21 protein-coding genes are annotated in these 20,233 nt (G+C 66.6%); 4 read left to right on the top strand and 17 right to left on the bottom strand.

The features are described from left to right. Positions 1-68: 68 nt before the first annotated feature. Complete coding sequence (gene pcaQ, locus C7T96_RS12070; protein WP_106571821.1) at positions 69-992, top strand: pca operon transcription factor PcaQ; 924 nt, start codon at positions 69-71, stop codon at positions 990-992. Here pcaQ and pobA read toward each other — a convergent pair. Then, positions 986-2,158, bottom strand: coding sequence for a 4-hydroxybenzoate 3-monooxygenase (pobA, locus tag C7T96_RS12065; RefSeq protein ID WP_106571493.1), 1,173 nt, complete (start codon positions 2,156-2,158; stop codon positions 986-988). The genes pcaQ and pobA overlap by 7 nt on opposite strands. Before the next feature lie 113 nt (positions 2,159-2,271). Here pobA and C7T96_RS12060 point away from each other — a divergent pair, with 113 nt between their 5' ends. After that, on the top strand, positions 2,272-3,156 hold the full coding sequence (locus C7T96_RS12060; protein ID WP_106571492.1) for a helix-turn-helix domain-containing protein: 885 nt from the start codon (positions 2,272-2,274) through the stop codon (positions 3,154-3,156). Between the two features lie 25 nt (positions 3,157-3,181). Here C7T96_RS12060 and C7T96_RS12055 read toward each other — a convergent pair whose 3' ends face one another. The 11 genes from C7T96_RS12055 to C7T96_RS12005 form a co-directional block, all read right to left on the bottom strand. Then, entirely contained in the window at positions 3,182-4,468 is a 1,287-nt protein-coding gene (locus C7T96_RS12055; RefSeq protein ID WP_106571491.1) for a cystathionine gamma-synthase family protein, read from the bottom strand. Between the two features lie 166 nt (positions 4,469-4,634). Next, on the bottom strand, positions 4,635-5,624 hold the full coding sequence (locus C7T96_RS12050; RefSeq protein ID WP_106571490.1) for an ABC transporter substrate-binding protein: 990 nt from the start codon (positions 5,622-5,624) through the stop codon (positions 4,635-4,637). Positions 5,625-5,655: 31 nt separating this feature from the next. Then, complete coding sequence (locus C7T96_RS12045; protein ID WP_106571489.1) at positions 5,656-6,513, bottom strand: ABC transporter permease; 858 nt, start codon at positions 6,511-6,513, stop codon at positions 5,656-5,658. Beyond that, positions 6,510-7,439: an ABC transporter permease gene (locus C7T96_RS12040; RefSeq protein ID WP_106571488.1), complete on the bottom strand. Its 930-nt coding sequence runs from the start codon at positions 7,437-7,439 to the stop codon at positions 6,510-6,512. The genes C7T96_RS12045 and C7T96_RS12040 overlap by 4 nt, the downstream gene beginning before the upstream one ends. Positions 7,440-7,499: 60 nt before the next feature. Beyond that, positions 7,500-8,357, bottom strand: a complete 858-nt coding sequence (locus C7T96_RS12035; protein ID WP_106571487.1) for an ABC transporter ATP-binding protein — start codon at positions 8,355-8,357, stop codon at positions 7,500-7,502. A gap of 180 nt (positions 8,358-8,537) precedes the next feature. Continuing rightward, positions 8,538-8,945: an NUDIX domain-containing protein gene (locus tag C7T96_RS12030; protein WP_106571486.1), complete on the bottom strand. Its 408-nt coding sequence runs from the start codon at positions 8,943-8,945 to the stop codon at positions 8,538-8,540. A gap of 88 nt (positions 8,946-9,033) precedes the next feature. Then, positions 9,034-10,485 (bottom strand): dihydropyrimidinase, encoded by a 1,452-nt coding sequence (hydA, locus tag C7T96_RS12025; RefSeq protein ID WP_106571485.1) that lies wholly within the window; start codon positions 10,483-10,485, stop codon positions 9,034-9,036. A gap of 159 nt (positions 10,486-10,644) precedes the next feature. After that, the gene (locus C7T96_RS12020; protein ID WP_106571484.1) at positions 10,645-11,010 is read right to left on the bottom strand and encodes a hypothetical protein; all 366 of its coding nucleotides are present in this window, start codon (positions 11,008-11,010) and stop codon (positions 10,645-10,647) included. Between the two features lie 125 nt (positions 11,011-11,135). Further along, complete coding sequence (locus C7T96_RS12015; protein ID WP_106571483.1) at positions 11,136-12,386, bottom strand: Zn-dependent hydrolase; 1,251 nt, start codon at positions 12,384-12,386, stop codon at positions 11,136-11,138. A gap of 13 nt (positions 12,387-12,399) precedes the next feature. After that, on the bottom strand, positions 12,400-12,693 hold the full coding sequence (locus C7T96_RS12010) for a cupin domain-containing protein (RefSeq protein WP_106571482.1): 294 nt from the start codon (positions 12,691-12,693) through the stop codon (positions 12,400-12,402). Position 12,694: 1 nt separating this feature from the next. Further along, positions 12,695-14,023, bottom strand: coding sequence for an aspartate aminotransferase family protein (locus C7T96_RS12005; protein WP_106571481.1), 1,329 nt, complete (start codon positions 14,021-14,023; stop codon positions 12,695-12,697). Positions 14,024-14,269: 246 nt separating this feature from the next. On the opposite strand from C7T96_RS12005, the gene C7T96_RS12000 reads away from it, so the two are divergent. Then, positions 14,270-14,902 carry a TetR family transcriptional regulator C-terminal domain-containing protein gene (locus C7T96_RS12000; protein ID WP_106571480.1) on the top strand — a complete coding sequence of 211 codons (633 nt, stop codon included), beginning with the start codon at positions 14,270-14,272 and terminating at the stop codon, positions 14,900-14,902. Positions 14,903-14,926: 24 nt separating this feature from the next. Here the strand turns inward: C7T96_RS12000 and C7T96_RS11995 are convergent, their stop codons facing one another. From C7T96_RS11995 to C7T96_RS11980, 4 genes are all read right to left on the bottom strand, one after another. Then, entirely contained in the window at positions 14,927-15,337 is a 411-nt protein-coding gene (locus C7T96_RS11995) for a PaaI family thioesterase (RefSeq protein WP_106571479.1), read from the bottom strand. Positions 15,338-15,383: 46 nt separating this feature from the next. After that, positions 15,384-16,331 (bottom strand): DMT family transporter, encoded by a 948-nt coding sequence (locus C7T96_RS11990; RefSeq protein WP_245414134.1) that lies wholly within the window; start codon positions 16,329-16,331, stop codon positions 15,384-15,386. Between the two features lie 207 nt (positions 16,332-16,538). After that, on the bottom strand, positions 16,539-17,003 hold the full coding sequence (locus C7T96_RS11985; protein ID WP_106571477.1) for a carboxymuconolactone decarboxylase family protein: 465 nt from the start codon (positions 17,001-17,003) through the stop codon (positions 16,539-16,541). An 11-nt stretch (positions 17,004-17,014) separates the two neighbouring features. Then, complete coding sequence (locus C7T96_RS11980; protein ID WP_106571820.1) at positions 17,015-17,545, bottom strand: Rrf2 family transcriptional regulator; 531 nt, start codon at positions 17,543-17,545, stop codon at positions 17,015-17,017. Positions 17,546-17,923: 378 nt separating this feature from the next. On the opposite strand from C7T96_RS11980, the gene C7T96_RS11975 reads away from it, so the two are divergent. Next, positions 17,924-18,652, top strand: coding sequence for a class I SAM-dependent methyltransferase (locus C7T96_RS11975; RefSeq protein WP_106571476.1), 729 nt, complete (start codon positions 17,924-17,926; stop codon positions 18,650-18,652). Between the two features lie 127 nt (positions 18,653-18,779). Here C7T96_RS11975 and preA read toward each other — a convergent pair whose 3' ends face one another. Beyond that, on the bottom strand, positions 18,780-20,090 hold the full coding sequence (gene preA, locus C7T96_RS11970) for an NAD-dependent dihydropyrimidine dehydrogenase subunit PreA (protein ID WP_106571475.1): 1,311 nt from the start codon (positions 20,088-20,090) through the stop codon (positions 18,780-18,782). Positions 20,091-20,233: the final 143 nt, after the last annotated feature.

Genomic DNA, 20,233 nt, shown 5'->3' with positions numbered 1-20,233 from the left:
CCGCACTCAACCAGATTGAACCGGTTATGAAAAATGCTATTTTTCGCCGCTACCATATCAATAACGATATGAATGCGATGCAGATCAAGACCCGCCACCTTGCCGTTTTCGTCGAGACCGCCCAGCGCATGAGCGTCGGCAAGGCGGCGGCGGCGCTCGGCCTGTCGCAGCCGGCCGCCACCCGCACGCTGCGCGAACTGGAGGCCGCGCTCGACCGGCCGCTGCTGGCGCGCGAGGGGCGCGGCATCCGCCTGACGCCGGCCGGAGAGGAATTTTGCCGCCATGCCGCCGCCAGCCTGGCGGCGCTGCGCCGCGGCGTCGACGCCGTGCAGGAGCTGGCGGGCAGCGGCCGGGCCGCGCTGCGGATCGGCGCGCTGCCGACCGTGTCGGCGCGCATCATGCCCAAGGTGGCCGCCGGCTTCCTCGCCGACACCGGCGCGCTGTTGACGATCGTGACCGGCGAGAACACGGTGCTGCTCGACCGGCTCGCGCGCGGCGAGCTCGACGTCGTCGTCGGCCGGCTGGCCGCGCCCGAGCGCATGTTCGGCCTGAGTTTCGAGCATCTCTATTCCGAGGAGGTGCGCTTCGTCGTCCGCCGCGGCCACCCGCTTGCCGACACGCACGCCTTCGCGCCCGCCGCCATCGCCGCCTACCCCGTCATCATGCCGACACCCGGCTCCGTCATCCGCCCGTATGTCGAACGCCTGCTGATCGCGCTTGCCCTGCCCGAGCCGGAACGGCGGATCGAAAGCGTGTCGGATTCCTTCGGCCGCGCCTTCCTGCGCGAGACCAACGCGGTGTGGATCATCTCCGAGGGCGTGGTCGCCGACGAGATCGCCGCCGGCGCGTTCGTGGCGCTGCCGGTCGACACGGCCGAAACCCGCGGCGCCGTCGGCCTCACCCTGCGCGCCGACCAGGACCGCCCGCCGCTACTCGACGCCTTCGGCCGGGCGCTCCGCGCCGCCACCGCCGCGCTGCGCGCCTCTCAGTAAGGCAGGCCGACATAGTTTTCGGCCAGCGAGGTCGACGCGGCGCGCGAGTGCACCAGATAATCGAGTTCCGCCTCCTGGATCTTCTGGCCGAAGGCGCCGGTATCGGGGAAACGATGCATCAGCGTCGTCATCCACCAGGAAAACCGCTCCGCCTTCCAGATCCGGTTCAGCGCGCGTTGCGAATAGGCGTCGAGACCGGCCTGCGATCGCTCGCCGTAGAATTCGCCGAGCGCGTCGAACAGATAGCGCACGTCGCTCGCCGCCAGGTTCAGCCCCTTGGCGCCGGTCGGCGGCACGATGTGACCGGCATCGCCGACCAGGAACAAGCGTCCGAAACGTAGCGGCTCGGCGACGAAGGAGCGCAGCGGCGCGATCGATTTTTCCACCGACGGCCCGGTGGTCACCTGCTCCGCCGTCGCCGCCGGCAGGCGCCGCCGGATCTCGTCCCAGAACCGGTCGTCGGGCCAGTCCTCGATCTTTTCGTCGAGCGGCACCTGGACGTAATAGCGGCTGCGCGTCGTCGAGCGCATCGAACACAGCGCGAAGCCGCGCGGATGGTTGGCATAGATCAGTTCGTGATTGACCGGCGCCACCTCGGCGATGATGCCGAGCCAGCCGAACGGATAGACCCGCTCATAGGTCTTCAGCACCGCCGCGGGCGCCGACTTGCGCGCCGCGCCGTGATAGCCGTCGCAGCCGGCAATGAAATCGCAGTTAAGACGCTGCGTCACGCCGTCCTTGTCGAAGGTGACGGACGGACTGGCGCCGTCGAAATCGTGCAATGCGACGTTGGCGGCCTCGTAGACGCTGACGCCGCCGCTCTGTTCGCGCTTGTCCATCAGGTCCTGCGTGACCTCGGTCTGGCCGTAGACCATCACCCTCTTGCCGCCGGTCAGATCCGCAAGGTCGATGCGGTGACGCCTGCCGTCGAAGGCCAGGTCGATGCCTTCATGCGCCAGCCCCTCGGCGCGCATGCGCGCGCCCGCCCCCGCCTCGTCCAGAAGCGCGCACATGCCCTCCTCCAGCACGCCGGCGCGGATGCGCTCCAGCACATGCGCCTTTGTCGCGCGCTCGAGGATGACGTTGTCGATCCCGGCATTGGTCAGAAGCTGTCCGAGCAAGAGGCCCGAGGGCCCCGACCCGATGATCGCCACCTGGGTGCGCATGAAATCTCCCACATTCCGCTTTCATGCCACACTGGACCTTGGACCTGTCGCGCCTCAATGGACACGCGGCGCAACATCTTGCACAATTCGCGCATGACTGAGAACAACCCGACATGACCCGACACGTCCCCACCTATCAGCTCTATGGCGACAAACACGCCGAAAGCGCCGATTTCTGGCTTCACTGCGAGTCCATCCCGGAGCGGAGCCGGCTGCACGACTGGGAGATTCGCCCGCATCGCCATGCCGCCTTCTTTCAGATATTGTACATTTCCAACGGCAACGGCGAAGCGCTGATGAACCGCGCCTATCGCCCGTTCGAGGCGCCGGCGGCGATCTTCGTCCCGCCCGGCGCCGTGCACGGTTTCCGCTTTTCCCCCGACATTTGCGGCCTGGTCGTCACCGTGCTGCGCGACCGGCTCGACCGGCTGACCGCCGCCGACCGCAACATCGCCGCCTTCGCCCGCGACCCGCGCCTTCTGCTCGACGCCGACACCGGCGCCCCGCGCGCCGTCGACGCCCTGTCGCGCATCGCCGCCGAACTTGCCGGCCACGCGCTCGGGCGCTGGACCATGCTCGACGCGCTGGTGACGGCGGCGCTGATCGAACTCGCCCGCGCCGGCGCGACACATGCCGGTCAAGCCCCGCCGCCGGACGGCCTCGACCGCGGCCGCGTGGAAGCGCTCGGCGCGCTGATCGGCGCGCATTTCCGCGAGCACCGGCCGGTCGGCTTCTACGCGGACCGGCTGGGCGTTTCGGCCGCGCAGCTAAACCGGATCGCGCAGCGTGCCACCGGCCGCAGCGTCAGCCAGCTTCTCACCCTGCGCCTCGTCGAGGAGGCCAGGCGCGATCTGGTCTTCACCTTTTTGCCCGCGCAGTCGATCGCCCTGTCGCTCGGCTTTTCCGACCCGGCCTATTTCAGCCGCTTCTTCCGCAAGCAGACCGGCATGACGCCCGGCGCCTTTCGCGAACGCGAGCGCGCGCGGCTGAAATTCTGACCGCGCGCCGGCCCCGCCCCCGGCCTCACACCACCGCCAGCGCCTGGGCCAGATCGGCGACCAGATCGTCGGCGTTCTCCACGCCGATCGACAGGCGGATGGTGGTGTCGAGCACGCCGATCCGGTTGCGGATCTCCAAAGGCACGCCCGAATGGGTCATGGCGGCGGGATGGCTGGCCAGCGATTCCGTTCCGCCCAGGCTGACCGCCAGCTTGAAGATCTGCAGCGCGTTCAGGAAGGCGAAAGCCGCCGCCTCGCCGCCGCGAATGTCGAAGGAAAATGTCGAGCCGGCGCCCGTGCACTGGGCCGCGAAGCAGCGCCCGGCCGGTGTGTCGGCACCGAAGAACGGCGGATAGTGCACCTTTTCGACCTTGGCGTGGTCGCGCAGGAATTCGGCCACGACATGCGCATTGGTGTTGGCCTTTTCCATGCGGATCGTCAGCGTCTCCAGCGAGCGGCCCAGCATCCAGCACGAATGCGGGTCGAGCTGGGTGCCGATCGCCCCGCGCAGCGCCTTGATCGGTTTCATCACCGCCTTGGAGCCGAGCACGGCACCCGCGATCAGGTCCGAGTGCCCGCCGACATATTTGGTCAGCGAATAGACCGAGATGTCGATGCCGTGGTCGAGCGGACGCTGGAACACCGGACCGAGCAGCGTGTTGTCGCAGGCGATCACCGGCCGAAGACCGTTCTGCCGCGCCGCGATCTCGTCGGCGACCCGCGCGATCAGTCCCATGTCGATCAGCGTGTTGAGCGGATTGGACGGCGTCTCGATGAAGATCGCCGAAACCCGGCCTTTGGCCAGCGCGGCATCGGCCGCCGCGCGCACCGCCTTGTCGTCGACGCCGTCGGAAAACCCGACCGACTGGATGCCGAAATCGGCCAGCGTGCGCGCCAACAGCGTCTCGGTACCGCCATAAAGCGGTTGCGAATGCAGGATCACGTCGCCCGGCCGCGCGATCGCCAGAAGCGTGGTGGCGATCGCCGACATGCCGGACGAAAACAGGATACAGGCCTCCGCCCCTTCATAGACCGCCAGCCGGTCCTCGACGATCTCGCTGTTGGGATGGTTGAAGCGCGAATAGACCAGTCCGGCGGCCGAACCCTCCGGCGGCTCCTTGCGGCCGGCGACGTAGTCGAAAAAGTCGCGCCCCTCCTCCGCGCTGTTGAACACGAAGGTCGAGGTCAGGAAGACGGGCGGCTTGACCGCGCCCTCCGACAGGACCGGATCGAAGCCGTAGGACAGCATCAGCGTTTCGGGATGGAGGCGATGGTTGCCGATATGGGTCTTGTAGGGGCGCGGCGCGGTCATGAGGCTCACTCCAGATGGACTCGGTCCGCAGCCTAGCATCTCGGCCGGCCGGTTTCGCCCCATGCGTGCGCATAACGGGCCCTTCCTGCACAAGATCGGCGGCGGCGCTGCCCCACGAAAAAGGGGCGGTCGCCCGCCCCTTTCCCGCCGGTGTCAGGCCGTTTTGCTACTGCAGCGCCTTGTCGGTGACCACATGCGTCCAGGCGCCTTCGGGCTCCTTGGTGATGACGGGGTCGGAACCGCCCTCCAGCAGCGTCTTGACGGTACGCTCGTAGTCGGCCGGGTCGAGCGCCCCGTTGGAGCCGGCCGTCAGCTTGGCGACCTCGCCCATCATCCGCTTCTGGTGCTTTTCGGTCTGGGCGCCGGTGGCGTCGTTATCGAGCACGATCATCGCCGCCTCGTCCGGGTTCTCCTCGGCCCATTTCCAGCCTTTCATCGAGGCGCGCACGAAGCGGGCCAGCCGGTCGACGAAATCCCTGTTCTCGAGGCTGTCCTCGAGCACGTAGATGCCGTCCTCGAGCGTGGCGACCCCCTGGTCCTCATATTTGAACACCACCAGATCGTCGGGTTCGAAGCCGGCGTCGATCACCTGCCAATATTCGTTGTAGGTCATGGTCGAGATGCAGTCGGCCTGCTTCTGGATCAGCGGGTCGACGTTGAAGCCCTGCTTGAGCACCGTCACGCCCTCCTCGCCGCCATCGGTGGGCAGGCCGAGATGGCTCATCCACGACAGGAACGGATATTCGTTGCCGAAGAACCACACGCCGAGCGTCTTGCCCTTGAAATCCTCCGGGCTTTCGATTCCGGTCTCCTTGCGGCACACCAGCATCATGCCCGACGATTTGAACGGCTGGGCGACGTTGACCAGGGGCACGCCCTTTTCGCGCGTGGCGAGCGCTGCCGGCATCCAGTCGATGATGACGTCGGCTCCCCCGCCGGCCAGAACCTGCGGCGGCGCGATGTCCGGCCCGCCCGGCTTGATCTCGACGTCGAGGTTTTCCTCCTCGTAAAAGCCCTTGTCCTGGGCGACGTAATAGCCGGCGAACTGGGCCTGCGTGACCCATTTGAGCTGCAATGTCAGCTTGTCGGCGGCGAGCGCCTGGGCGGCGGCGAAGGACATCGCCCCGGCCAGCATGGCAGTCATCAATTTTTTCATTGTGCCGTTCCCTCTGTGGTTGAAGTAATGCCTATCCCGCACGGATAGACGGATGCCAAAACGTGGCGGCCCGTTCCACGAGCGCGACCACACCATAAAAGACAGAACCCGCCAGCGCTGCAACCGCGATTTCGGCCCAGACCATGTCGATGTTCATCCGCCCGACCTCGGTGGAGATGCGAAACCCCATGCCGACGATCGGCGTGCCGAAAAACTCCGCCACGATCGCGCCGATCAGCGCCAGCGTCGAGTTGATCTTGAGCGCGTTGAAGATGAACGGTCCGGCGGCCGGCAGGCGCAGCTTGAACAAGGTCTGCCAGTAGCCGGCCGCATAGGTGCGCATCAGGTCGCGTTCCATTGCCGTCGCCGCGGTCAGCCCCTGGACCGTGTTCACCAGCATCGGAAAGAAGGTCATGATGATGACGACCGCCGCCTTCGACGGCCAGTCGAAACCGAACCACATCACCATGATCGGCGCCACGCCGATCACCGGCAGCGCCGAGACGAAATTGCCGAGCGGCAACAGCCCGCGCTGCAAAAACGGCGAGCGGTCGATCAGGATCGCGACCAGGAAGCCCGATCCGCATCCCAGCACGTAGCCGGCCAGCACCGCCTTCAAAAAGGTCTGGCGGAAATCGGCCCACAGGATCGGCAGCGAATTGATCAGCCGTTCCCAGATCGCCGACGGCGGCGGCAGCAGCACGAAGGGAACCTCGAAGCCGCGCACCGCGCCTTCCCATAGCACCAGGAGGGTCACGCCGAAGATCAGCGGCACGGCGATACCGATCAGCCGCGCCTGGGTGCGGCTTTCCGGCTGCCGGCGCACCAGCCATTCGTTAAAGGCCCAGGCCGCGAGCCAGAACAGGACGGCGAGCAGGAACACACTCATCGCGCCATCCCCATGCGCTTCAAGACCAGGCCGTGCGCGAAACCGACCGCCATCACCAAGACCGCCGCGATCGCGGCCGCGGCAAACAGCGCCGCCCAGATCTGCACCGTCTGGCCGTAATAGGAGCCGGCCAGAAGCCGCGCGCCCAGACCCGCCACCGCGCCGGTCGGCAGTTCGCCGACGATCGCGCCGACCAGGCTGATGGCGACCGCGACCTTCATCGAGGTAAACAGGTAAGGCAGCGCGCTCGGCCATCTCAGTTTCCAGAACACCTGGCCGGCGCCGGCCGAATAGGTGCGCATCAGGTCGAGCTGGATCGCTTCGGGGCTGCGCAGTCCCTTGACCATGCCGACCACGACCGGGAAAAACGACAAATAGGTCGAGATCAGCGCCTTGGGCAGGATGCCCGACAGGCCGATCGCGTTCAAAACCACGATGATCATCGGGGCGATCGCCAGGATGGGGATCGTCTGCGAGGCGATCACCCACGGCATGACGGACTTGTCCATGGCCCGGTTGTGAACGATGCCGACGGCGAGCAGAATGCCGAGCACGGTGCCGATGGCGAAGCCGAGCAGGGTCGAAGACAGCGTGACCCAGCCGTGATAGACCAAGCTGCGCTTGGATGTCGGGCGCACATCGACCGTCGTCTTCCAGATTTCGGCCACCACCTGGTGCGGGCTCGGCAGCACCGGCCGTTCCTGGTTGAGCGTGTCGCGGACAAGCTCGCCGGCCGTCCATTCCCGCTCGGCCTTGGCGTAGCGGTCGAGCTGCCACGGCGCGTTCAGATAGACCGCGAAGGCGTACCACAGCGCCACGAGCGCAACGACGACGGTGAGAATGGGAAACGTCTTGCCGGCGACGAGGCGCGCGCCCAGCGTGGGCCTTGCCGTCGGCACGTTCGCTGCGGGATCGAGCGCGGCCATCACCCGCCTCCGTGCGGCTTTCCTGGGCCGCGGCCGGCCGTGGCGGCCATCGCCCTGGCCTCATTCATAGCTGTGCCCCGCCCGCAGCCCCCCGCGCACGCGATGGGCGATCTTCAAAAACTCCGGGCTTTCGCGAATGTCGAGCGGCCGCTCCTTGGGCAGGGTCGAATCGATAATGTCGGTCACCCGTCCCGGCCTGGGCGACATCACCACGATCTTGGTCGACAGATAGACCGCCTCCGGAATCGAATGGGTGACGAAGCAGATCGTCTTGGTCGTGCGTTCCCACAATTTCAGCAATTGCTCGTTCAGATGGTCGCGCACGATCTCGTCCAGCGCGCCGAACGGCTCGTCCATCAGCAACAGATCGGCGTCGAAGGCGAGCGCGCGCGCGATCGAGGCGCGCTGCTGCATGCCGCCGGAAAGCTGCCACGGAAATTTGTTGCCGAACCCCTTCAGGTCGACCAGTTCCAAGACGCGCGCGATGCGCTGCCGCTGCTCGGCGCGCGCGATACCCATGATTTCCAGCGGCAGCGCGACGTTCTTCTCGATCGTGCGCCAGGGATAAAGCGCCGGCGCCTGGAAGACATAACCGTAGGCGCGCCGGCGCCGCGCCTCCTGCGGCGTCATGCCGTTGACGGTGATCGAACCGGCGGTCGGCTGTTCGAGATCGGCGATGACGCGCAGAAACGTCGTCTTGCCGCAGCCGGACGGCCCGATGAAGGACACGAATTCGCCCCTGCCGATCGAAAGATCGACATCGGCCAGCGCCCGCACCGGCCCGTCTCCGGTCTGGAAGGTCAGGCCGAGCCCCTTGGCCTCGACGACGCTTCGCGCCCCGGCCCCGGCATCCGCCGGCAAGGCCGCGCCGTCGCCGGCCGTGGCCTCCTGCCTGATTGCGGCGGAACTATCGCGCATCGATCCGTCTCCCTTGGATACGCCGCCCCCGCGACGCTTGTGTCGAGGATAGAACGCCAAGCCGGCCGTCGCCAAGCCGCTGCCTTGGAGCCGCTGCGTCGGGCGCAGAACACGCAGGCAGCGCGCAAGCGCGCGACCGTCGCCGCGGGCTTGCGATCGAGGCGACGCGCAAGACCATCGTCACAGCCCGGCCGCCGGAATCACGTGGTCGCGCGTCAGCGGCGCAAGCAGCGCCCGCCGTGGCAAACCGCCGGGATACCAGGCCAGTTCGGCGATCTCGGCCTGAGCCGAGACCGGCCCGTCGTGATGCAGCCGGTAAAGGACGGCCTCGACGACATGGCCGGGCTCGTTGGCGGCCGGCGCCGAAAACCTGCCCAGGAAGCACAGGGCCCCCTCGTTGGTCTCAAGCCCCAGTTCCTCCCGCAATTCGCGCACCAGCGCATCGCACGCCGTCTCGCCGGCATCGATCTTGCCGCCGGGCTGCATGAAGATGTCGGTGCCGGCCTTGCGCACCAGCAGCATCTGGGCGCGCCGGTTGACGATGGCCGCGGCGGCGATCCGGATCGTTGCGGCCGTCGCCACACTCATGCGTGCGCCCCGACCGAGCGCCAGGCCGGGTTCAGCGCCTTTTCCCGCGCCGACAATCCGCTCTCGTCCGGCGACAGGCCGGCCACGCTTAGACCCCGCTTGCCGGAATGCCCGACCGCTCGACCTTGCGCGGGGCGGTGATCTCCTTCCATTGCGACAGCGCCGTGCTGACCGGGCCGCGCGCCTCGCGCGCGACGAACTGACCGTGGCCGGGCTTGGCCTTGACCTCGAAATCGTCGACGACGACCTCGCCGCGCGACAAGACGTATTTCGGCAGGCCCTTGACCTCGATCCCCTCGAACACGTTGTAATCGATCGCCGATTGCTGCGTCTTGGCCGAGATCGTCTTGGTCTTTTCCGGATCCCAGACCACGATGTCGGCGTCGGCGCCCTCGGTGATCGCCCCCTTCTTGGGATACATGCCGAAAATCTTGGCCGGGTTGGTGGAGGTGACGGCGACGAATTCGTTCATCGTCAGCCGGCCGGTTGAAACGCCATAGGTCCACAGGACCGGCAAGCGGTCCTCAAGCCCGCCAGTGCCGTTGGGGATTTTTGTGAAATCGCCGATGCCGGTGCGTTTCTGCTCGGTGGTGAAGGCGCAGTGGTCGGTGGCCACCACCTGCAGCGAGCCGGCCGACAGCCCGGCCCACAGCGAATCCTGATGCTGCTTGTCGCGGAAGGGCGGGCTCATCACCCGCCGCGCGGCGTGGTCCCAGTCGGCATTGGCGTATTCGCTCTCGTCGAGCACCAGATGCTGGACCAAGGGCTCGCCGTAGACGCGCATGCCCTTCTGGCGCGCCCGGCGGATCGCCTCGTGGCTCTGCTCGCAGCTCGTATGGACCACGTAAAGCGGCGCGCCGGTCGCATCCGCGATCATGATGGCGCGGTTGGTCGCCTCGCCCTCGACCTCGGGCGGGCGCGAATAGGCGTGCGCCTCCGGCCCGTTATTGCCTTCGGCAAGCAGCTTTTGCTGCAGGGCGGCGACCACGTCGCCGTTTTCGGCATGCACCATCGGCAGGGCGCCGAGCTCGGCGCAGCGACTGAACGAGGAATACATCTCGTCGTCATTGACCATCAGCGCGCCCTTATAGGCCATGAAATGCTTGAACGAGGTGATGCCGCGCTCGACCACTTCCGGCATTTCGTTGAACACCTGCTCGCCCCACCAGGTGATCGCCATGTGGAAGGAATAGTCGCAGCAGGCGCGGGTCGACTTGTTGTCCCACATCTTGATGGCGTCGAGCGGCGAGCCGTCGGGCTGGCAAAGGCAGAAATCGATCACCATCGTGGTGCCGCCCGACAGCGCCGCGCGCGTGCCGGACTCGAAATCGTCGGTCGAATAGGTGCCCATGAAGGGCATTTCCAGATGGGTGTGCGGGTCGATGCCGCCCGGCAGAACGTAGCAGCCGGTGGCGTCGATCTCATGGTCGGCGTGCAGATCCGGCCCGATGCCGACGATCTTGTCGTGCTTGATCAGCACGTCCGCCTTCCATGTCCGGTCCGCGGTGACGATGGTTCCGTTCTTGATGACTTTGGACATGCTGCAACCTCCCTGCTGGTCTTCGTCGTGGCCTCACGCCGTCGGATCGGCGCGCCGGCCGCTCATGCGGCCCTGCCGCTCCGGCGCCAGGCGCCGTTTTTCCTTTTCGGCGCCCCCACGCCTGAAATCTCGTCTTGGCCGACTGCGCGCGCCATCGCCTCACACCGCCCCGAACACGTCGATCGCCCTGCCGTGCACGCCGATGTCGACCGGGCCGAACACGGTGGCGACGGCGAGCGCGAAATAACCGGCCTTCGGCATGTAGACAACGTGATAGCGTTCGTCGCCGCGCGTCACCGACCAGCAACGCTGCTCGAGGCCGCCGGAAAACCCTACCATGACCGGAGCCGGTTCGATCAAGTCGGCCTCGAAATCCGCCAGCGTGCGTTCATACCAGCTAGCCGTCGCGGCGCTGCCGGTGCGCGAGGTCCTGCGCGCCTCGGCGACCGGATCATAGGCCGCGATCTCGCCGGCGATGATCGCCTTGATCGCCCGCGGCCCGATCGCGCCAGCACGTACGGCCACGGCTTACCCGATCCACTCGACTGTGGCAGGACGGGTCGGCGCCGGGGCCCTCCGTGAAGGCCTGTCGACCCGCGCCGGCATGCGTCGAGCCCGCGCATGACCAGCCGATACGGAACGCCAATTCGTCACTCCACGATCTCCGCCGTCTCGACCACCGCGTGGAACAGCACGTCGGCGCCGGCGGCGGCCCAGTCCTTGGAGATTTCCTCGGCCTCGTTGTGCGAAAGCCCGTCGACGCACGGGCACATCACCATCGCCGTCGGCGCGACCCGGTTGACCCAGCAGGCGTCGTGGCCCGCGCCCGAAACGATATCGCGATGCGAATAGCCGAGCCGTTCGGCCGCCTCGCGCACCGCCGTCACGCAGCCTTCGTCGAAGGTGACGGGATCGAAATGGCCGACCGGTTCGATCTCGATGCCCAGCCCGAGTTCCTCGGCGATTTTCGGCGCCTCGGCCTCGAGCCGCGCCTTCATCGCGTCGAGCGTTTCCTGGTCGGGCGAGCGGAAATCGATGGTGAAGACCACCTTGCCGGGAATGACGTTGCGCGAATTGGGATAGACGTCGCAATGGCCGATGGCGCCGACCGCGGCCGGCTGATGGCTCATGGCGATCTCGTGCACCAGCTCGGTGATGCGCGCCATGCCGAGCCCGGCATTCTTGCGCATCGGCATCGGCGTCGAGCCGGTATGCGAATCCTTGCCGGTCAGCGTCACCTGCAGCCACCACAGCCCCTGGCCGTGCGTGACCACGCCGATATCCTTGCCCTCGGCCTCCAGGATCGGCCCCTGCTCGATATGCAGCTCGAAGAAGGCGTGCATCTTGCGCGCGCCGACCTTTTCCTCGCCCTTCCAGCCGATGCGTTCCAGTTCCTCGCCGAAGGTCTTGCCCTTGGCGTCCTCGCGCGCATAGGCCCAGTCGAGCGTATGTTCGCCGGCGAACACGCCCGAGGCCAGCATCGCCGGCGCGAAGCGGGTGCCCTCCTCGTTGGTCCAGTTGGTGACCACGATCGGGTGTTTGGTCTTGATGCCGAGGTCGTTGAGCGTGCGGATGAGTTCCAGCCCGCCGAGCACGCCGAGCACGCCGTCATATTTGCCGCCGGTCGGCTGGGTGTCGAGATGCGAGCCGACATAGACCGGCAGCGCGTCGGGGTCGGTGCCCTCGCGGCGCGCGAACATGGTGCCCATTTCGTCGACGCCCATCTCCAGTCCCGCCGCCTCGCACCAGCGCTGGAACAGGTGCCGGCCCTCGCCGTCCTCGTCGGTCAGCGTCTGGCGGTTGTTGCCCCCGGCCACACCGGGACCGATCTTCGCCATCTCCATCAGGGACTCCCAGAGACGGTCGGCGTTGATCCTCAAATTCTCGCCCGGTGCGGCCATGTGCTGATTTCCCCTATTTCAGTTCGACTTCCACGAAGGCCATCGGCCTGTCGCCGGCATTGACGACATTGTGCTCGACGCCCTCGTCGCGGCGATAGCTGGCGCCGGCCTCCATGTCGACGCGGCGCGCCGCCCCGCCCGGCTCTTCCAGCAGGAAGGCGCAGGGCGTGAGCGTGGTCACGACATAGTCCATGCCGTGCCGGTGCCAGCCGGTTTCCGCGCCCGGCGGGAAATCCCACCGGGTCACGCGCACGCGCTCGTCGTCGATCAAGACGTCGTGGCTGGCTTTCGGGCGTTCGCTGCCCATCTCAATCCACCATGGTCAGCACTTCGCGCACATGGTCGACGAGTTCGTCGATCTGGCCCTTGGTGATGATCAACGGCGGCGACAGCGCGATGATGTCGCCGGTGGTGCGGATCAGCGCGCCGCGCTCGAACGCCTTCACGAAGGCCGAGAAGGCGCGCTTGCTCGGCTGGCCGGCGATCGGTTCCAGCTCGATCGCCCCGACGAGACCGATATTGCGCACGTCGATGACATGCGGGGCGTCCTTGAGCGAATGCAGCGCGTTCGCCCAGTGCTCCGACAGCTCCGCCGCGCGCGTCAACAAACCCTCTTCCTTGTAGGTGTCGAGCGTGGCGATCGCCGCCGCCGAGGCGATCGGATTGCCGGAATAGGTGTAACCGTGGAAGAACTCGATCAGGTGTTCCGGCCCGTTCATGAAGGCGTCGTGAATCTCCTTCTTCACGAACACCGCGCCCATCGGCACGACGCCGTTGGTCACCCCCTTGGCGGTGGTCATGATGTCGGGGATGACATCGAAATAATCGGCGGCGAACGGCGTGCCGAGACGGCCGAACCCGGTGATGACCTCGTCGAAGATCAGCAGAATGCCGTGCTTGTCGCAGATCTCGCGCAGGCGCTTGAGATAACCTTTCGGCGGGATCAGCACGCCGGTCGACCCGGCGACGGGCTCCACGATCACCGCGGCGACGGTCGAGGCGTCGTGCAGCGCCACGATGCGCTCCAGCTCATCGGCAAGGTCGGCGCCGTGCTCGGGCTCGCCGCGCACGAAATTGTTCTGTTCGGGCAGATGGGTGTGCGGCAGATGGTCGACGCCGGTCAGAAGCGTGCCGAACATCTTGCGGTTGGCGACGATGCCGCCGACCGAGATGCCGCCGAAATTGACGCCGTGATAGCCGCGCTCGCGTCCGACCAGCCGGAAGCGCGAGCCCTCGCCCTTCACGCGGTGGTAGGCGAGCGCGATCTTGAGCGCGGTGTCGACGGATTCGGACCCGGAATTGGTGAAGAACACATGGTCCATGCCCTGCGGCGCGACGTCGACCAGCCGGTTGGCGAGTTCGAACACGATCGGATGGCCCATCTGGAAGGCGGGCGCGTAGTCGAGCTCGGCCGCCTGGCGCTGGATCGCCTCGGTGATCTTGGGGCGGCAATGGCCGGCATTGACGCACCACAGCCCGGCCGTGCCGTCGAGGATCTTGCGGCCGTCGGACGCGGTGTAGTGCATGTCCTCGGCGGCGACGAGCATGCGCGGCGCCTGCTTGAACTGACGGTTGGCGGTGAACGGCATCCAGAACGCGGAAAGATCGTTCGGTGCGACATTCAGTCTGTTGGACATACCAGGCCTTTCATTTTGTGGTTTGAGCCGATGTTGCGCCAACGTTTGGTTTTTCGCGCGTAACTGTGCTACGCATTTTTTGACCGAATGGACAAACGTTAGCACCGCCATGAAGACGGTCAAGGGAATTGTAGACGAAGTGCGCGCCCGGCTTCGCGCTCCACAAGCCGGCAGCCACTGGTCCAGTCGATTGGTCCAAAAAACGGGAGCGGTTCTGAGCGTCGCCAGTGGAGCAGGAATACGACCGTGGATACGCCTTCGCCGAAGACCCGCACCCGCATTCAGAAACAGAAACGCGAACTGATCCTGGAAGCCGCGCTCGAGGTGTTTTCCCAGCACGGCTTCCGCGGCTCCACGATCGACCAGATCGCCGAGGCCGCCGGCATGTCGAAGCCGAACCTGCTTTATTATTTCCGCAACAAGGAAGACATCCATCACACGCTGATCCAGCGCCTGCTCGACACCTGGCTGGCGCCGCTGCGCGAGCTCGACGCGGTCGGCGACCCGCTGACGGAACTGCGCGGTTATATCCGCCGCAAGCTCGAAATGGCGCGCGATTTTCCGCGCGAAAGCCGGCTTTTCGCCAATGAGATCCTGCAGGGCGCGCCGCGCGCCATGCCGATGCTGGAAGACGAGTTGAAGACGCTGGTCGACGAGAAGGCCGAGGTGATCCTGGGCTGGATGAAGGCCGGCCGGATCGCACGCACCGACCCCCGGCACCTGATCTTCTCGATCTGGGCCACCACCCAGCATTATGCCGATTTCGACGTTCAGGTCCGCGCCGTGCTCGGCCCCGGGCGCGACGACGAGGGCCGGTTCGAAGACGCCGCCCGGTTTTTGGAGCAATTGTTCATGGACGGGCTCAAGCCGAAGGGCTGACGCGGCGCGGGGCTGTCGGCCGCCTCAGCCCGCCTTCCAGATCGTCCCCTGCGCGGCCGCGCACAGCTTTTCCACGCCGGCCTCGTCGATCGCCATCACATCGCACTGGCACACTGCCTGGGTCTTGCCCGCGCCGGTCACGCGGGCCCGCGCCACCAGCCGGCTGCCCTTGGCGGGCCGCAGATAATTGATCTTGAACTCCAGCGTCACCGAATCCCCCAGCACCGAGCCGCCGGCATAGGTCAGCGCGTTGTCGGCCAGATAGGAGACGATGCCGCCATGGGCGAAACCGTGCTGCTGCAAATGTTCGGGTTTCAAGTCGAGCGCGAGTTCGGCCCGGCCGGGCTCGAAGGCGACGAGTTCGGTGCCCAGAAGAACACTGAACGGCTGGGCGGCCAAGATTTTGCGGCCATAGTCGAAAAGCGCTTGATCCATTGCCGCCTCCATGACGTTGATCCCTTCATCCGCGGTGCGGGCGGCCTCAGCCGTCGCGCGAAAACACCACCACCGCCAGGGCGAGAACGGTGACCAGCGCGCCCGCCGCCACGCTCGCGCTCACCCAGCCGTGGCCGAGCATGCCCTCGTAGAGGATGACGATGCTCGGCATCAGATAGCCGTAGGCGAGCACCTTGGAGGCCGGCAGCCGGAGCGTGGCGAACTGCAGCAGGAAGAAGGTGCCGGCGGTGGTGAAGACGGCGAGATAGGCGATCACCGCCCACACGATCGCGGGCAGGTCCGCCCAGGCCGTGCCGAAGATTTCGCGCAGGCCGTAGGCGGCGATGACGACGCCCGTGGCCATCAGCGTCCAGAAGGTGAAGGCCAGCACCGGCTCGCCGCGATTGAGCTTGCGCACCAGCGGCGCATAGGCGGCGTGACAGGCGCAGCCGAAAAAGAAGATCACCTCGCCGCGCCCGACATCGAAGCCGAGAATGGCGTCGAGATCGCCGCGAAAGATCACCCAGATCGCGCCGGCGGCGGCAACCACCAGGCTGAACACGACCAGCGGCCGCGGCACCTGGCCCAAAAACAGATAACCGAACCCGGCGCTCATCAGCGGCATCAGCGTAAAGACCGCGCCGGTCGACACGGGCGCGGTGAATTGCAGGGCCACGAACATGGTCACGAAGAAGATCGCCATCAGGCCGCCCAGCACCAGGAACCGCCAGGGCGCGCGCGGCCGCGCCAGCGCCCCGCCGCCGATCAACAGCCACGTCGCAACCCCCATGATGGTGGTGCCGAGCAGGAACCGCGCCGCATTGATCGCGGCCGGCCCGATATGCGGGGCCGCCAGCGCGCCGAAGGAAAACGAGCCCGCCACGAGCGCCGCAAAACACAGCCCCGCCAGGTGGCCGAGCAGCTTTTGCCTGCCGGTAGCGAAACTCTTGTGATCGGGGCGGCGCGCGACGTGGATATCGGCGGCGTGTGTCAAGCAACTCTCCCTTCGGGCCCTTTGACGTAACGCGCCGGCCGCGGCGGGAAAAGCTTTTTCCGTTGGTCCTGGGCCGGCAAGGTCCGCCCTAGCCGGCCGCCAGCCGGCCAAGACCGACACGGCGCCGGCCAACCGGCGACCGGCCGGTTCGGCCGGGGCCGGAAGGACGGCCGCCATGATGACTTTTCTGCAAAAAGCACCGCGCCGTCAGGCGGCGCGGCTTTCGCCGCCGATGACGGGATGAACAGTGCGGAACGGGATCGCGACCCGGTTCCAGACATTGATGACGCCGATCAGGACGGTGAGCTTGACCAGGTCGGCCTCGGAGAAATGGGCCGACACCGCCTCGTACTCCGCGTCCTCGACCGGGCCGTCGGCGATCCTGGTCAGCCTTTCGGTCCACGCGAACGCGGCGCGTTCACGCGGCGAAAAAAGCGGCGATTCGCGCCAGGCCGAGACGAGTTGAACGCGCTGTTCGCTCTCGCCGTCGCGGCGCGCCTCGCGGCTGTGCATGTCCACGCAATAGGAACAGCCGTTGATCTGCGAGGCGCGCAGCTTGACGAGGTGAACCAGCCCGCCATCGAGGCCGGACTCTCTCGCCGCGGTGTCGAGGTCGAGCACGGCCTTCAGCAAGGCCGGTTCGGCCTTCCAGTAGTCGAGACGCTGTTGCATTGGGTTTCCTTTCATTGGGGATCGGGTGATGCGGACATTGCGGCGGCGTCGCCGGGCCGTTGGTGGCGTTGCAAAAACGCACAGCCGAACGCGAGCGCGCGCGGATCGGCCTCGGCCTCGTAGCCGGCGATCACGTCGGCAAGCCGCTCGGCGCGCAAGGCCTGACGCCAGGCCTGTTCGGCCTTGAGCATGGCCACCTTGATGCCGCACGGTTTTTGATAGGCGTCGGGCTCCAGCGCGCCCGGACTGCGCTGGCGGATTTCCGCACACCGAAAGGCCGGCTCCGGTCCCTCGACCGCAAGCACGATATCGAGCAGCGAAATGCGCTTGGCCGACCGGCCAAGCCGGTAGCCGCCATGCGGCCCGGGCACGGAGACAAGCACGCCCGCCGCCGCCAGCCTGTTGAGATGTTTGACGAGATAGCTCGCCGACACGCCGTGATACTCCGCCAGTGCAGCCGCCGGCAGGGTCTTGCCGGGCGCCAGACCGGCAAGCAGCGCGGCGCAATGGATCGCCGCCTCCACGCCTTCGGACAGTTTCATCGCCATCTCCTATCTTCGATATTTTATATCTTGGATATTTTTTATCTTCAATAAGAACGCGACCTGCTCCTGACACGCCCTGCCAGGGTTGCGGCACCGCAGCCGACGGCGCAAACCCGCGTCTTTGCGGATGGCGCCAAACCGGGGCCGAGCATGTGTTGACAGCGCCCGGGATGCGTTCTTAATAATCGACCCATACGCGAAAAAGGCTCGCTGATCGTTTCCCGGCTCGCCGGCATCCCGACAGGTGGGATGCCGGATAAACGCGCACGCTGAAAGCAGCACGCATCGCGTATCCAGCAACCCCGCCGCCGACGGACGGGGTTATTGCTGCAGCGGACGTGCCCCGTCGCATCGGCCACCATCGATGGACAGAAAATGGCACAGAATATCTATGACAAACCCGAGTTCTTCGCAGGCTACAGCGCCTTGCCGCGCCAGGTGCACGGCCTGGCCGGCGCGCCGGAATGGCCGGCCGTGCGCGCCATGTTGCCCGACCTTGCCGGCAAGCGCGTGCTCGACCTGGGCTGCGGCTTCGGCTGGTTCACGCGCTGGGCGCGCGAAAACGGCGCCGCCCGCGCGCTCGGCATCGATCTGTCGCAGAACATGATCGCGCGCGCCAGGGCCGATACGACCGACCCGATGGTCAGCTTCGAGATCGCCGATCTGGAAAAGCTCGTCCTGCCGCGGGCGGGTTTCGATGTCGCCTACAGCGCCCTCACCTTCCACTATATCGAGGATTTCGGCACCCTCGCGGCAACCGTCCGGCAGGCCCTGACGCCGGGCGCGCATTTCGTCTTCACCATCGAGCATCCCATCTTCATGGCCGCCGCGCATCCGCACTGGCTGAGCGACGAAGACGGTCGCAAGACATGGCCGGTCAACGGCTATTCGCGCGAGGGCGAGCGCCGCACCGACTGGTTCGCCAGCGGCGTGCTCAAATATCACCGCACGGTCGCCACGACCCTCAACAGCCTGATCGGCGCGGGTTTCGCGATCCGCCAGGTCGAAGAATTCGCGCCGACGGCCGGCCAGATCGCCGAGAACCCGGATCTCGCCGAAGAGGTCGAACGGCCGATGATGCTGCTGGTCTCGGCGCAGCGTTAGCCGTCTCCGCGTGGCGCGGCAGGGTTTGGCGGACACGATACCCGACCGCCGCCCGCCCCTGCCGCAATGCTCTCCGGCGGGGCGTGACGGCGCCCGCGCAATCGGCCACGGCAGCGCCGTCTGCGTGTTATTCCGCGGCCTGCCTTGCGGCCGGGTTGTTGGGGTGCGTCGTCCAGTTGGCGTAGGTCGGGTCGACCGTCTCGCCGGTGCGCTTGTCGAGCGCCCCCGCCTCGAGCGCCACCATGTCGATGCAGTTTTCGACCGGGCAGACATTGACGCACAGATTGCAGCCCACGCACTCCTCCTCGATCACCTCGAAGCGGCGCTGGCCGTCGACGATCGCCGTGATCGCCTGGTGGGACGTGTCCTCGCAGGCGATGTGGCAGCGGCCGCACTGGATGCACAGATCCTGGTTGATGCGCGCCTTGGTGACGTAGTTGAGATTGAGGTACTGCCAGTCGGAGACATTCGGCGTCGCGCGCCCGATCACGTCGTCGAGCGTGGCGTGGCCCTTGACGTCCATCCAGGTCTTCAGGCCCTCGATCATCTCCTCCACGACCTTGAAGCCGTAGGTCATGGCCGCCGTGCACACCTGCACGTTGCCCGCCCCCAGCGCCAGGAACTCGGCCGCGTCGCGCCAGGTGGTCACCCCGCCGATACCGGAGATCGGCAGGCCGGCGGTCTCGGGATCGCGGGCGATCTCGGCCACCATGTTGAGCGCGATCGGCTTCACCGCCGGCCCGCAATAGCCGCCATGGGAGCCCTTGCCGTCAATCGTCGGCTGCGGCGCGAAACTGTCGAGATCGACGCCGGTGATCGAGTTGATCGTGTTGATCAGCGACACGGCGTCGGTGCCGCCGGCCTTGGCCGCGCGCGCCGGCTTGCGGATGTCGGTGATGTTGGGCGTGAGCTTGGTGATCACCGGCATGCGCGAGTTCTGCTTGCACCAGCGCACCACCATCTCGATATATTCGGGCACCTGCCCGACGGCGGAGCCCATGCCGCGCTCCGACATGCCGTGCGGACAGCCGAAATTGAGCTCGATGCCGTCGGCCTCGGTCTCCTCGACCAGTTTCAGGATCGACTTCCAGTTCTCCTCCTCGCACGGCACCATCAGCGAGACGATCATCGCGCGGTCGGGCCACTCCTTCTTGACCCGCTTGATCTCGCGCAGATTGGTCTGCAGCGGCCGGTCGGTGATCAGCTCGATATTGTTCATGCCCAGCAGGCGCCGGTCGCCGCTCCAGATCGCGCCGTAGCGCGGCCCGTTGACGTTGACGACATGCGGGTCCTCGCCGAGCGTCTTCCACACCACCCCGCCCCAGCCGGCGCGGAAGGCGCGCACCACATTGTATTCCTTGTCGGTCGGCGGGGCGGAAGCCAGCCAGAACGGGTTGGGGGATTTGATGCCGACGAAATTGTTGCGGATATCTGCCATGGTCAGTTCCCCTTGTTGGTTGCGCGAGCCCGCAACAGGATGCCGGCGACGCAACGCCGGCCCTGGCTTTTTGCAGCCGTTTCCACGCAACGATGCTCACAATACCGCTCGCGGGCGTCCCGAACGAACGGGCCCCGCCAGGC

The organism is Nitratireductor sp. StC3 (assembly GCF_003015025.1).
In the GTDB taxonomy this organism is placed as follows: Bacteria; Pseudomonadota; Alphaproteobacteria; order Rhizobiales; family Rhizobiaceae; genus Mangrovimarina; species Mangrovimarina alexandrii.
This window is presented reverse-complemented; position numbering and strand designations above follow the sequence as displayed.